The following is an 11853-nucleotide window of genomic DNA, read 5'->3' on the forward strand; positions in this document are numbered from 1 at the left end:
GCTCAGGTCTTTCGGCGCAGCCGGCTTGCGAAGAAGCCGTCGAGACCGCCGCTTCGATCCGGTGTGGTGCCGTGGAGGTGGGCGGGCAGGGTCCGCAGGTCTCCGGCGGCATCGATCGGCTCCGACAGGCCACCGAGTTCGGAGGCCTCGACGGGGACCCGCTCAAAATCCGGGTTGCGGGTCAGGAAGGTCGCGACCTGATACTCCCCCTCCTCCCGCTCCAGGGAGCAGGTGCAGTAGACGAGGCGTCCGCCGGGGCGCACCAGGGCGGCGGCCTTGTCGAACAGGCGTTTCTGCAGGCCGATCAGGCGACTGATGTCGCTCTCGGTCTTGGTCCAGGCCACGTCGGGGTGCCGCCGCAGGGTACCGGTGGCCGAGCAGGGCGCATCCAGGAGAACGGCATCGAAGGCCCCGTCGTCGGTCAGCGCCAGGGCATCGCCGACCCGGATCTCCGCCTCCAATCCGAGCCGGGCGAAATTCTGCGACAGGCGCTCCAAACGAGGGCTCGACCGGTCCACGGCGAGCACGGACGCCCCCGCAGCGGCGAGCTGTGCGGTCTTGCCGCCGGGGGCGGCACAGAGATCGGCGACCCGCTCGCCGGGGCGGACGGCGAGGAGCCGGGCCGGCAGGGCCGCGGCGGCGTCCTGCACCCACCACTGGCCCTCGGCATAGCCCGGCAGGTCCGCGACGGCGGCGTGGACGTCGTGCAGGCGCACGCTGCCGGTCGGCAGGGCCACGCCGCCGAGGCGTTCCGCCCATTCGGCCGCCGAGCCCCGCACCGTGATGTCGAGGGCCGCGCCCTGGAGATGCGCCGCCGCGATGGCGCGGGCCGTCTCCTCGCCGTAGGCGGCGCGCCAGCGCCGGGCGAGCCAGTCCGGGGTGTTGTCGGCCAGGGGATCGCCGGGATCGGCCACGATCTCGGACCGCTCGCGCACGATCCGGCGCAGGACCGCATTCACGAGGCCGGACAGGTGCTGGAGTTGCGGATCGGCCTTGGCGAGGCGCACGCCGAGGTCGACGGCGGCGTGGTCGGGGACGTTCAGATCGAGGATCTGCACGGCGCCGGTGGCCAGGAGCGCCACGAGGCGTGGCTGGTCCTCGGGTAGCCCCTGCGACATGCGGGCGGCGAGCACCCGGCGGAGGAAGCCGAGGCGCCGGAAGGTCGCGGTGGCTATGGCGCGGGCGAGGCCCGCATCGGCGGCGTCGAGGCCTGCGTTCCGGCTGGCCTGCGCCAGGGCATCCTCGAGGGCGAAGCCGCGGGTCTTGCCGATGAGGTCGGCCACCGCGCTGTGCGCGACCTGACGGGCGGCCAGCCCGGCGACGCCGCGATCGATCGGCGCCGTCGGCGCATCCGTGTTGCGGCGTGTCGCCATGAGTGCCACTTCCTGAAGCATGAGCCCGCGCACGGCGGGCCTCCCTGCGATGCCCTTCCACCCGTGACACCGAGATGCAAGCCATGACCAGCCCGGAACCGACGGAAAACGCTGCGGATGAGGCTCCGGCCGAGGGCCGGGCCCTGACGCCGGAGGCGGCGCGGGCACTGGCGGAGGCGGCGGAGCGGCGGGCGGCGATCGATGCCCATGCCGCCGCGATCGCGGCGAAGCGGGAGCGACAGGGCCGGGGCGGCCTGGAGCCGGTGCGCTACGACGACTGGGAGATCAAGGGCATCGCCGTCGACTTCTAGACTCTGTCGGGTTCATCCCGAACCTGACGGACCCGCGAAGCCCTTCTCGTCGTTCGTCGTTCAGGGATCACCGGTTTCCACTGATCCCTGACAAACTCCGAGGGCGTTTCGTCGCCGGAACGGCGGCGATCCCCTCCCGTTGTTCCGGCCACGGACACACGCCAAGGAGCACGACGATGGCGATCAAGGTTTCGAGCAAGACTGCGGGCGCGGGTCCGCACGGCGAGGTCGCACTGGCCCGCGGGCAGGTGGTCGCGATGCGGATGTGGCGCGACGAAGCACCCAGCGCCGACAAGCCCATGGCCAAGCGCCCCTACGAGACGGTCGGCTACGTGATCGCCGGCCGGGCGGAGCTGATCGTCGAGGGCGAGACGGTGCTGCTCGAGCCCGGCGATTCCTGGCTGGTGCCGGAGGGCGCCGAGCATACCTACCGTATCCTCGAGGCCTTCACGGCCGTCGAAGCGACAGCGCCGCCGGCGCGCTAACAACCCCATGGAAGACCCGCGCGGTCGTGTCGAGGTCGCGCGGGTGTCCGGTCCGAGAGCCCTGTCTTGCCGTTTTTCTTTTCGGGATAACCGGTTTCCCCCGATTCCCAACGAACGCTAGCGGGTGACGTAGACCTGCGTGCCCACCGAGACGCGTTCGTAGAGGTCGGCGATGTCCTGGTTGTACATCCGGATGCAGCCGTAGGACGCGTAGGTGCCGATCGAGCTCGGCCGGTTGGTGCCGTGAATGGCGTACTCGCCGCCGGCCAGGGTCATCGCCGCGACGCCCATCGGGTTGGAGGGCGAGCCGCCGGCGATGACGGCGGGCAGACGGGGGTTGTCGCGCTTGACCTCCCGCGGCGGCGACCAGGCCGGCTCCACATACTTGCCGTCGATCTGGGTGGCGCCGCTCCACTGCTTGCCGGGCTTGCCGACCGCGACGGGGTAGCGGATCGCGGTGCCGTCGCCGTTGACGAGGTAGAGCCGGCGCTCGGTGGTGCGCACGATGATCGAGCCCGGCATCACGCCGTCGTGGAAGGCCACGACCTCCCGGGCCTGGGCGGGTGCCCCCAGGAGAGACGCCCCGAGGGCAGCGCCAAGGACCGCCGCAGCCCCTGCGCGAGGGTGAACCGTGCCGTGCCGAACCATGACCTGTCTCTCCGAAAGCGTGACCGTTTGCCCGAGCATCAAGCGCGCAGGCAGGTTCTCGTTCCGGTAAAACGAAGCAGAGGAGCGCGGACAATACGCAGGATTCCGGCAGCGCGGTAAAGCACGGCCCGCGAAATCCCAACAAAGCTCGCGCTTCGCCTTCGGACTTCCTTGACTCTGTCAGGTCCCGGAGGGTCAGCGCTCGATCAGGGGCATTCCGGTGCCCAGGCGCTGCTGCCAGCCATGGCGTACGAGTTCCGGGTCCTCGTGTTCCTCCACGGGAAAGCCGACGCAGAGATAGGCGACGAGGCTCCAGGTGCAGGGCACCTCCAGGATCTCGCAGACCGTGCCGGGCTCGAGAATGGAGACCCAGCCCACGCCGAGGCCATGGGCCCGGGCGGCGAGCCAGAAGGTCTGGACGGCTGTAACCACGGAGTAGCGCAGCATCTCCGGCATGGTCGCGCGCCCAAGGCCGTGCCCGGTGGCGGTGGCCTCGTCGCAGAACACCGCGAGATGGACCGGGGCCTCGCGCAGGCCGGCGAGCTTCAGGCGGACATAGGCCTCCCGCTGCTCGGCCGCGTAGGCCTCGGCGGCGGCGGCGTTGCAGCGCTCGAAGCTGGCGAGCACCCGGGCCCGGCGCGCCGGCTCCGCGACCCGCACGAAGCGCCAGGGCTGGCTGTTGCCGACGGACGGACTGAAGCACGCGAGATCGAGGCAGCCGCGCAGCAGCGCCTCGTCCACCGGATCGGTCCGGAACCGGCGCACGTCGCGGCGCCAGGCGAACAGGGTCGCGAGCGTCTGGCGAAACTCGGCATCGAAGCTGACCACGACCCGTCCCCGGCGGTAAATTCACCCCTTCATAGACGGAGTTTCTCCGCGCGGCAGAGTTTTCGCGCAAGTTCTGTCACGCAAGATCTGTCGGGCGAGACCTGCCACACGAGACCTGCCACACGAGACCTGCCGCACGAAACCTGCCGCACGAGACCTGCCGGGATCCGACGCTCCGGCCGCCTCCTCGGCACCGGCGCCAGGGCGACGAAGCCGCCGCCGGCCGGCATCCGGCCCTCACGGCGTAGGCTCGTCCGGCCGCTCCCCGGGGCTCACCCACGAGCCCGAGAAGGTCAGGGTCGCGGTGTAGACCGCCGCGCTGTCCGTGTTGCGAACGACGACCTTGAAGGCCTGGGCATCGGCCCCGCGCTGGGGGATCGCGTCCCGCGCGATCTCCGGCAAGGCACGCATCGCTTCGCGGCGGACATGGTCGGCGTCGACGCAATCCTGGCCGATCGGATCCGGGACGAACGCGCGGCCGTCGTGAATGTCGAAATAATAGCGCGCCACTCGGGTGCCTCGCTGTCCTCGCCTCGGCTAATTTGTGGAGAAGTGCCTCGCAGGATCGCGGGTTCTGTCGGGTAGATCACCGAGGGACGGGCCCGCGCCGGCATCCGTTCCGCGGGCGCGGGCCAAAAAAAGGGCCGCGCTCCGAAGAGGCGGCCTGAAGTCCTTGGGTCTCGAAACCTCTAGAGTGCCGGTCCCGCCGAATCGGGCGCCGTCCGAAGAGCTGGGGAGCCGTGGAGATCGGACGCCGCGCCGGAACGGGATCGACGAAGTTTCGGCCACAGGTGTCACTCTCCATCAAGGCCGACGCTGGGCCTCATGGCGGCGAAATCGTGGTGATGTGTGTCCGTGCCGAGCGGGAGCTGCCGCCCTTGCCGCGAGGAGAGCCCAGCACCATCATGAGGGACCAGTCCGGGACAGGAGTGACGATGAGCGAGAGAACCGGTGCCGATTCGCGATCGCCCGAGGCCGCCGCCCGGGTCATCCCCTTCCCGACCGCGCCGGTGCAGCCCCAGATCGCCTTCGACCGCGCGGAGCTGCGCGTTCTCTTCAACCTCTACGGGCGGATGGTGTCGCAGGGCGAGTGGCGCGACTACGCCCTCGATTTCCGGCGCGACAAGGCGGTGTTTTCGATCTACCGGCGCAGCTCCGAGATGCCCCTCTACCGAGTCGAGAAAGACCCCAAGCTCGCCCGGCGCCAGGGCGCCTACGCCGTGGTGGCGGCCTCCGGCCTCGTGATGAAGCGCGGCACCGACCTCGCCCGCGTCCTGGCCGTCCTGGAGCCACCGCTGCGGGCGGTGTGATCGCGCCCGCGTGGCGACCGGGCCCCGGCACTTAGCCCATGAAAAAGGCCCCGGCGGTGTCCCGCCGGGGCCTTTTCGTCACGCCTCCGAGAGACCGGGTTCGCTCAGCGACGGTCGCCGAGGAGCGAGAGCAGCATCTGGAACATGTTGATGAAGTCCAGGTACAGGGTCAGGGCACCGTTCACCGACAACTTGGCCGCACCCTCGGCATCGGCGCCGCTGTAGAGGAACATCTCCTTGAGCTTCTGCGTGTCGTAGGCGGTGAGGCCCGCGAAGATCAGCACGCCGATCACCGAGATCGCGAACTGAAGCGCCGAAGAGGCGAGGAAGATGTTCACCAGCGAGGCGATGATGAGGCCAATCAGGCCCATGATCAGGAACGAGCCCATGCCCGACAGGCTGCGCTTGGTGCTGTAGCCGTAGAGGCTGAGACCGCCGAAGGTCGCCGCCGTGATGAAGAACACCCGCACCACGCTCGCGCCCGTGAAGACGAGCAGGAGCGAGGACATCGAGGCGCCCATCACCGCCGCGAAGGCGAAGAAGGTCAGGCGCGCCGAGGCCGCGGACATCCGTTCCATCCGCATCGAGAAGATGAAGATGAAGGCGAGCGGCGCCAGCATGACGACCCACTTCAGCGGGCTGGTGTAGAGCAACTGGCCGAACGGCGTCAGGGCGACGCGGCCGGTCGCCGTCTGCGCGACGGCGGCCATGTTGAGGCCGAGCGCCACGAGACCGGAGATCCCGAGGCCGATGACCATGTTGTTGTAGACGCCGAGCATGAAGGTCCGCAGGCCCTGGTCGATCTCGACCTGGCTGCCGGCGTACCCGGTCGGCTGGGCGCCATACCGGAAGGGGCTGTTATCGAATGCCATGGGAGTTTCCCTTGGAAGCTCTCTCAGCGTGTGATTTCGGAATGAGGCTCACGCACAGGACCTCTTGGCGCCAAGCGACGCCTCAGGGCGAAATATGTTCGGTCACGCTGCCCCGCACAAGGGCCGGCCCAGGCTGAAACGCCGGAATCGCACCGGGCTATGCTGGTATTTTGTTCGATCCGGCAGGGATTAAAAAGGGGCCTGACCATGCGAGCATTGCGCGGGCCCGGGATTAACCAAGGTGGATTTCCGGGTTCCGTTCTTGCACCGGACCGGACCGCAGCGGCGCGCCCGCGTGGTCGCGGGGCACCCGGCGGAGCGGCGCCATCCGCTCCGCGAGCCCCCGTCAGGCGACGGCCTTATCGAGGCAGCATTTCTTGAACTTCTTGCCGCTGCCGCAGGGGCACGGGTCGTTGCGGCCGACGTGCTTCAGGGGATTGCGCACCGGCTGGCCAAAGCCCTCCGCCGTCCAGGCGAGGTCCGCCAGGGGGTCTTCGAGGGGGCCGAAGCGCAGGGGATCGAAGCGGCCGAGGTCGTCGCCCTCCGCCTCCGCCTCGCGCAGGGCCCTGGGGAACCAGGTCGGGTCGCTGTTCGACTCGGTGAGCCGCCCGTCCCGGCGGGCGGCGAGGACGCGCCCCCCCAGGTCGCGCAGGCCCAGGAGGGCGATCGCCTCCTCCCAGCCGGCCCAGGCGAGGTCGCCCTCGACGGCGGCCCGCTTGTCGTCGAAGCGGACCAGGAGGTCGTGGGTCTCCTGCGGCGGGATGCGGCCGGTCTGAGTCAGGTAGGCCAGGGCGGCGAAGGCCTCGTTCCGCACGGCGTCGTCGACGGTGCTGTCGACCAGCAGGGCGCCGAGGGGAGCCGCGTCCCCGTCGAAGACGCTGACGAGGATCCGGGTCAGGGTCGTCGTCACCGCATCGCCGAGGAGGATGTCGAGGGTCTCGCCGTCCAGGGCGAGCAGCCGGATCAGCGGCCGGTAGACCCGGCTGTCCCGGGCCGCGGCGAGGACGTGCAGGCCCCAGAACAGGAGGTCGGCCTCGGCCTCCTCCAGGTCCGGCTCCCGGGCGGCCCGATCGAGGACCGCGAGCACCGCGTCGGCGATGCGATCCGGCTCCGCCAGGGCCGCGCGCATCTCGGGCGCCGGGAGGTACTTGGCGGCCGAGAGGGCGGCGACGAGGTCCGCATCGAGCATGGGTGGTCTCTCCTGTCAGGAGCGAAGGGTCGCCCCGGTCTTGCGCGCGACCTCGGCGACGATCCGGGCGCTGACGGCCTCGATCTCCGCATCGGTGAGGGTTCGGTCCACCGGCTGAAGGCGGACCGCGATCGCCACCGACTTCGCGCCCTCCGGAATGCCGACGCCCTCGTAGAGGTCGAACACGTCGATGCCGGCGATGAGCTTGCGCTCGGCGGCCTGCGCGGCCTTGACCACGTCCCCGGCCGCCACGTCGCGGCCGACCACGAAGGCGAAGTCGCGGGAGATCGGCTGGAAGTCCGACAGGGCCAGCGCCGGCTTGACCTTGGTGGGACGGTATTTCGGCAGGGGCACCGCGTCGAGGGTGATCTCGAAGGCGACGAGCTGGCCCTTGAGGTCGAGGGCCTTCATCACGCGGGGATGGACCTCGCCAAAGAACCCGACCGGGTTCTTGGGGCCGAACTGCAGGGTGCCGGAACGGCCGGGATGCAGCCAGTCCGGGCCGCCGGCCACGACCTGCAGGCCGCCGGTGGGAATGCCGAAGGCGGCGAGCAGGGCCAGGGCGTCGGCCTTGGCGTCGAAGGCATCGACGCCGTCGGTGCGTCCGTCCCAGTGCCGGCCCGCGCCCGCCTGGGTGGCGGTGCCGCGGCGGATGGCGGCGGCCCGGATGGTCTGCCCCTCCGGCTGATCGGTGGCGAAGCACTGGCCGACCTCGAACAGGGCGACGTCCGGGCTGCCGCGGTCGGCGTTGCGCTGGGCGGCGCGCAACAGGCCGGGCACGAGGCTCGGGCGCATGTCGGAGAGATCGGCCGCGATCGGGTTGGCCAGGGCGAGGTCGGCGCCCCCGCCGCCGAACAGGATCGCGTCGTCGTGCGGAATGAACGACCAGGTCACGGCCTCGACGAGGCCGCGGCTGGCCAGCGCCCGCTTGGCGAGGCGCGTGCGCTTCTGCAACACGGTCAGCACCGGCTTGCCCACCGCCGCCTCGATGCGCGGCAGGGGCTTGGGCTCGATGCGGTCGAGGCCGGCGATGCGGATGATCTCCTCGACGAGATCGGCCTTGCCCTCGACGTCCGGCCGCCAGGAGGGGGTGAGCACCTTCACCCGGTCGCCCGAGCCAGCGACGTGGAAGCCGAGGGCCTCCAGCGTGACCTTCATCTCGGCTCGGGAGAGCTCGATCCCGGCGAGACGCCGGGTCTCGGTCCAGGGGAAGTCGATGACGCGCTCGGTCTGGGGCGGCTCGCCCATGATCACGGGCTGGCTCGGGCTGCCGTCGCAGATCTCCAGGACCAGGCGGGTGGCGAGGTCGAGGCCCGGCAGGGTGAAGGCCGGATCGACGCCGCGCTCGAAGCGGTAGCGGGCGTCGGTGATGATTCCGAGGCGGCGGCCGGACTGGGCGATGTTCACCGGGTCCCACAGGGCCGATTCGATGAGCACGTCGGTGGTCCCGTCGTCGCAGCCCGAGGCCTCGCCGCCGATGATGCCGCCGATGGACTCGACGCCCTTGTCGTCGGCGATGACGACGGTGTCGCCGGTCAGCGCGTAGGTCTTGCCGTCGAGGGCCTTCAGGGTCTCGCCGTCGCGGGCGCGGCGGACCACGAGGCCGCCCGCCACCTTGGCGGCGTCGAAGACGTGGAGGGGCCGGCCGCGGTCGAAGGTCAGGTAGTTCGTGATGTCCACGAGCGCGTTGATCGGGCGCAGGCCGAGCGCTCGCAGGCGCGCCTGCATCCAGTCCGGCGAGGGGCCGTTCTTGACGCCGCGCACGAGGCGCAGGGTGAAGTAGGGGCAGAGGCCCGCGTCGGGCGCCGCGAAATCGAGGGTGACGGGCACCGGGCAGGCGCCCTCCCCGCGCACCGGCGGCTGGGGCGGGCGCTTGAGATCGCCGAGGCCGGTCGCCGCGAGGTCGCGGGCGATGCCGTGGATGGCGGTGCAGTCGGGCCGGTTCGGGGTGAGGTTGATCTCCACCACCGGGTCGTCGAGCTTGGCGTAAAGGGCGTAGGGCTGGCCCGTGGGCGCATCCGCGGGCAGGTCGAGGATGCCGCTGGCCTCGTCGCCGAGGCCGAGCTCGGCGCCCGAGCACAGCATGCCGAGGCTCTCGACGCCCCGGATGGTGCCCACCGCCAGGGTCTTGTCGAGGCCGGGCACGTAGGTGCCCGGGGGGGCGAACACCGTCTTCATCCCGGCGCGGGCGTTGGGCGCGCCGCACACCACCTGCACGGGCTGTCCGGTGCCGGCGTCCACCGTGCAGACGCGCAGGCGGTCCGCGTTCGGGTGCGGCTCGGCGGTGAGCACGCGGGCGATCACGAAAGGCTTCAGGCTGGCGGCCTTGTCCTCGATGCCTTCGACCTCGAGCCCGATCCGCGTCAGGGTCTCGGCCACGGTGTCGAGGGACGCCTCGGTGTCGAGGTGATCCTTGAGCCAGGAGAGGGTGAGTTTCATCGCTTGAATCCCCTGGCGTCCGAGGCTCCCAGGTGGGCGGGATGCCGGCGCCGAACAGGAAAGAAAAGGTCTCGTCCGGCCGGGGCCGGCGCGCGAAAGCCGGGGATCAGCCCGTCAGCCCGGCCACCAGGCTCGGGATGTCGAGGGGCCGGAAGCCGTAATGGTCGAGCCAGCGCACGTCCGCCTCGAAGAAGGGGCGCAGGTCCGGCATCCCGTACTTCAGCATCGCGATCCGGTCGATGCCGACGCCGAAGGCGAAGCCCTGGACGCTGTCGGGATCGAGGCCGCAATTGCGCAGCACGTTGGGGTGGACCATGCCGCAGCCGAGGATCTCGAGCCAGTCCGTGCCCTCGCCGAAACGGATCTCGCCGCCCTTGCGCGAGCACTGGATGTCCACCTCCGCGGAGGGCTCGGTGAAGGGGAAGAACGACGGGCGGAAGCGCATCTTCACCGCCTCGACCTCGAAGAAGGTGCGGCAGAACTCCTCCAGCACCCATTTCAGGTTGGCGATGTTGGCCGCCTTGTCGATCACCAGCCCCTCGACCTGATGGAACATCGGCGTGTGGGTCTGGTCGGAATCGTGCCGATAGGTCCGGCCCGGGCAGATCACCCGGATCGGCGGCTGCTGCGACCGCATGGTCCGGATCTGCACCGGCGAGGTGTGGGTGCGCAGCACCTTGCGCTGGCCGTTGCGGTCGGGGGCCAGGAAGAAGGTGTCGTGCATCTCTCGCGCCGGGTGGCCGGGCGGAAAGTTGAGGGCGGTGAAGTTGTAGTCGTCGGTCTCGATGTCGGGCCCTTCCGCCACCGAGAAGCCCATGTCGGCGAAGATCGCCGTGATCTCGTCCATGACCTGGCTGATCGGGTGGACGCGGCCGCGCACCTCCGGCGCCTCGCGCACCGGCAGGGTCACGTCGATGCGCTCGGCCGCGAGGCGGGCGGCGAGGGCCGCTTCCGCCAGGGCGTCCCGCCGGGCCATGAGCGCGCCCTGCACCCGGTCGCGCAGGCCATTGATGAGGGGGCCGCGCGCCTTACGCTCGTCGGGGGTCATCGCCCCGAGGGTCTTCAGGAGTTCGGAGACCGACCCCTTCTTGCCGAGCGCCGCAACGCGCACGGCGTCGAGGGCGGCCTCGTCGACGGCGTCCGCGACCTGACGGTGCAGGTCGCCTTCGAGGGTGTCGAGATCAGTCATCGGTTCCACTCACCGGCTGCGGCGCCGCCCCTCGCGGGACCGGGCGGGCTCGATCGGCATCGGGGCGAGGGTTTTCCCGGTCCCCGGCCGCAACGCAAGCGGCCGGGGGCCAAAAACCCCGGATCGTCGGGCACAAAGACGAAAGGCGCGGCTCCCCGGGGGCGCCGCGCCTTTCGTGAAGAAGAGCGCCCGGCTTGGGCGAGCCGGGCTCGCCTCAGGCGGCCTTAACTCAAGCGGCCTTGGCTGCCGGGAGGGCGGCCTTGGCCAGCTCGACCACGGCGGCGAAGGAGGCGGGCTCGTGGATGGCGAGCTCCGAGAGGGCCTTGCGGTCCACCTCGATGCCGGACTTCGACAGGCCGTTGATAAAGCGCGAATAGGTCAGGCCATGCTCACGGACCGCGGCGTTGAGGCGCTGGATCCAGAGGGCGCGGAACGTGCGCTTCTTGTTCTTCCGATCGCGGTAGGCATACTGCATGCCCTTCTCGACCGCCTGCTTGGCGATCCGGATCGTGTTCTTGCGGCGGCCGTAATAACCACGGGCGGCCTTGAGGACTTTCTTGTGCTTCGCGTGACTGGTCACGCCGCGCTTGACGCGGGCCATGGGAGTTCTCCTGGATTACGAAAAAAGCAGTGTCGGCGTCGTGAAGGCTTACCGGCTGTTGGGCAGGAAGTACTTCTTCACGTTGGCAGCATCGCCCTCGAACAGGGTGGTGGTGCCGCGCAGGTTGCGGATCTGCTTCGTCGTCCGCTTGATCATCCCGTGGCGCTTGCCGGCCTGGGCATACATGACCTTGCCGGTGCCGGTGATCTTGAAGCGCTTCTTCGCGCCCGACTTGGTTTTCAGCTTGGGCATTTGGCTCTCCTGAACGCGCAGCGGCTCCGATCCGGCTGGATCGAAGAGATGCGCTCGGTTGATGCTTCTGATGGAGCAGCACGAACCGCCACGGCAGCCCGATCGGCCGGGCGGTTCAACGCGAGGGGGCTATGACAGAAAAGCGACGCGGTTTCAATGCCGCCTCTCGGGGCTCCATCGCGCGACCGAGGCGGGACCGGAAATTCCCGGCCGAATGCGCTCGGGGATTGCTTGACAGCCCCGGGCGCTGAACCTACACCCCCGACACCGCCGGAAACGGGGCGGGACGTCAAGCGGGCGTAGCTCAGTCGGTTAGAGTGCCGGCCTGTCACGCCGGAGGTCGCGGGTTCGAGTCC

At 70.2% G+C, this 11853-nt stretch carries 13 protein-coding genes; 3 read left to right on the forward strand and 10 right to left on the reverse strand.

The genetic code is table 11. The features are described from left to right. Positions 1 to 2: 2 nt before the first annotated feature. Complete coding sequence (locus tag ASF20_RS01120; RefSeq protein ID WP_056269923.1) at positions 3 to 1373, reverse strand: RsmB/NOP family class I SAM-dependent RNA methyltransferase; 1371 nt, start codon at positions 1371 to 1373, stop codon at positions 3 to 5. Between the two features lie 83 nt (positions 1374 to 1456). On the opposite strand from ASF20_RS01120, the gene ASF20_RS01125 reads away from it, so the two are divergent. Together ASF20_RS01125 and ASF20_RS01130 are read left to right on the forward strand one after the other, a co-directional pair. Continuing rightward, a complete protein-coding gene (locus tag ASF20_RS01125) occupies positions 1457 to 1684 on the forward strand; it encodes a DUF1674 domain-containing protein (protein ID WP_056216798.1) in 228 nt (75 codons plus the stop codon). 176 nt (positions 1685 to 1860) lie between these two features. Then, positions 1861 to 2169, forward strand: coding sequence for a cupin domain-containing protein (locus ASF20_RS01130; protein WP_056216795.1), 309 nt, complete (start codon positions 1861 to 1863; stop codon positions 2167 to 2169). Between the two features lie 117 nt (positions 2170 to 2286). Here ASF20_RS01130 and ASF20_RS01135 read toward each other — a convergent pair whose 3' ends face one another. The 3 genes from ASF20_RS01135 to ASF20_RS01145 all read right to left on the reverse strand — a co-directional run bounded on the left by ASF20_RS01135 (position 2287) and on the right by ASF20_RS01145 (position 4155). Beyond that, positions 2287 to 2817, reverse strand: coding sequence for a L,D-transpeptidase (locus ASF20_RS01135; protein ID WP_056269927.1), 531 nt, complete (start codon positions 2815 to 2817; stop codon positions 2287 to 2289). Positions 2818 to 3012: 195 nt separating this feature from the next. Next, positions 3013 to 3645, reverse strand: coding sequence for a 5,6-dimethylbenzimidazole synthase (gene bluB / locus ASF20_RS01140; protein ID WP_244472608.1), 633 nt, complete (start codon positions 3643 to 3645; stop codon positions 3013 to 3015). Positions 3646 to 3882: 237 nt separating this feature from the next. Further along, a complete protein-coding gene (locus ASF20_RS01145; protein WP_056269930.1) occupies positions 3883 to 4155 on the reverse strand; it encodes a hypothetical protein in 273 nt (90 codons plus the stop codon). Positions 4156 to 4580: 425 nt separating this feature from the next. Here ASF20_RS01145 and ASF20_RS01150 point away from each other — a divergent pair, with 425 nt between their 5' ends. Continuing rightward, positions 4581 to 4955 (forward strand): DUF2794 domain-containing protein, encoded by a 375-nt coding sequence (locus tag ASF20_RS01150; protein WP_056216782.1) that lies wholly within the window; start codon positions 4581 to 4583, stop codon positions 4953 to 4955. Positions 4956 to 5059: 104 nt separating this feature from the next. Here ASF20_RS01150 and ASF20_RS01155 read toward each other — a convergent pair whose 3' ends face one another. From ASF20_RS01155 to rpmI, 6 genes are all read right to left on the reverse strand, one after another. Then, a complete protein-coding gene (locus tag ASF20_RS01155) occupies positions 5060 to 5827 on the reverse strand; it encodes a Bax inhibitor-1/YccA family protein (protein WP_056216778.1) in 768 nt (255 codons plus the stop codon). Between the two features lie 346 nt (positions 5828 to 6173). Continuing rightward, complete coding sequence (locus ASF20_RS01160) at positions 6174 to 7016, reverse strand: DUF1186 domain-containing protein (RefSeq protein WP_056269932.1); 843 nt, start codon at positions 7014 to 7016, stop codon at positions 6174 to 6176. A gap of 15 nt (positions 7017 to 7031) precedes the next feature. Then, positions 7032 to 9455, reverse strand: coding sequence for a phenylalanine--tRNA ligase subunit beta (gene pheT, locus ASF20_RS01165; RefSeq protein ID WP_056269934.1), 2424 nt, complete (start codon positions 9453 to 9455; stop codon positions 7032 to 7034). 106 nt (positions 9456 to 9561) lie between these two features. Further along, entirely contained in the window at positions 9562 to 10644 is a 1083-nt protein-coding gene (gene pheS, locus ASF20_RS01170; protein ID WP_056269937.1) for a phenylalanine--tRNA ligase subunit alpha, read from the reverse strand. Positions 10645 to 10873: 229 nt separating this feature from the next. Then, entirely contained in the window at positions 10874 to 11245 is a 372-nt protein-coding gene (rplT, locus tag ASF20_RS01175; RefSeq protein WP_055955353.1) for a 50S ribosomal protein L20, read from the reverse strand. A 48-nt stretch (positions 11246 to 11293) separates the two neighbouring features. After that, entirely contained in the window at positions 11294 to 11497 is a 204-nt protein-coding gene (rpmI, locus tag ASF20_RS01180; protein WP_018044555.1) for a 50S ribosomal protein L35, read from the reverse strand. Between the last annotated feature and the right edge of the window lie 356 nt (positions 11498 to 11853).

The sequence above is a fragment of the Methylobacterium sp. Leaf88 genome (assembly GCF_001422795.1).
Lineage (GTDB): Bacteria > Pseudomonadota > Alphaproteobacteria > Rhizobiales > Beijerinckiaceae > Methylobacterium.

What these genes read in the sequence shown, in the direction of transcription:
- ASF20_RS01120 (WP_056269923.1), bottom strand. Translation starts at nt 1,373, where the DNA reads ATGGCGACACGCCGCAACACGGATGCGCCGACGGCGCCGATCGATCGC.
- ASF20_RS01125 (WP_056216798.1), top strand. Translation starts at nt 1,457, where the DNA reads ATGACCAGCCCGGAACCGACGGAAAACGCTGCGGATGAGGCTCCGGCC.
- ASF20_RS01130 (WP_056216795.1), top strand. Translation starts at nt 1,861, where the DNA reads ATGGCGATCAAGGTTTCGAGCAAGACTGCGGGCGCGGGTCCGCACGGC.
- ASF20_RS01135 (WP_056269927.1), bottom strand. Translation starts at nt 2,817, where the DNA reads ATGGTTCGGCACGGCACGGTTCACCCTCGCGCAGGGGCTGCGGCGGTC.
- ASF20_RS01150 (WP_056216782.1), top strand. Translation starts at nt 4,581, where the DNA reads ATGAGCGAGAGAACCGGTGCCGATTCGCGATCGCCCGAGGCCGCCGCC.
- ASF20_RS01155 (WP_056216778.1), bottom strand. Translation starts at nt 5,827, where the DNA reads ATGGCATTCGATAACAGCCCCTTCCGGTATGGCGCCCAGCCGACCGGG.
- ASF20_RS01160 (WP_056269932.1), bottom strand. Translation starts at nt 7,016, where the DNA reads ATGCTCGATGCGGACCTCGTCGCCGCCCTCTCGGCCGCCAAGTACCTC.
- pheT (WP_056269934.1), bottom strand. Translation starts at nt 9,455, where the DNA reads ATGAAACTCACCCTCTCCTGGCTCAAGGATCACCTCGACACCGAGGCG.
- pheS (WP_056269937.1), bottom strand. Translation starts at nt 10,644, where the DNA reads ATGACTGATCTCGACACCCTCGAAGGCGACCTGCACCGTCAGGTCGCG.
- rplT (WP_055955353.1), bottom strand. Translation starts at nt 11,245, where the DNA reads ATGGCCCGCGTCAAGCGCGGCGTGACCAGTCACGCGAAGCACAAGAAA.
- rpmI (WP_018044555.1), bottom strand. Translation starts at nt 11,497, where the DNA reads ATGCCCAAGCTGAAAACCAAGTCGGGCGCGAAGAAGCGCTTCAAGATC.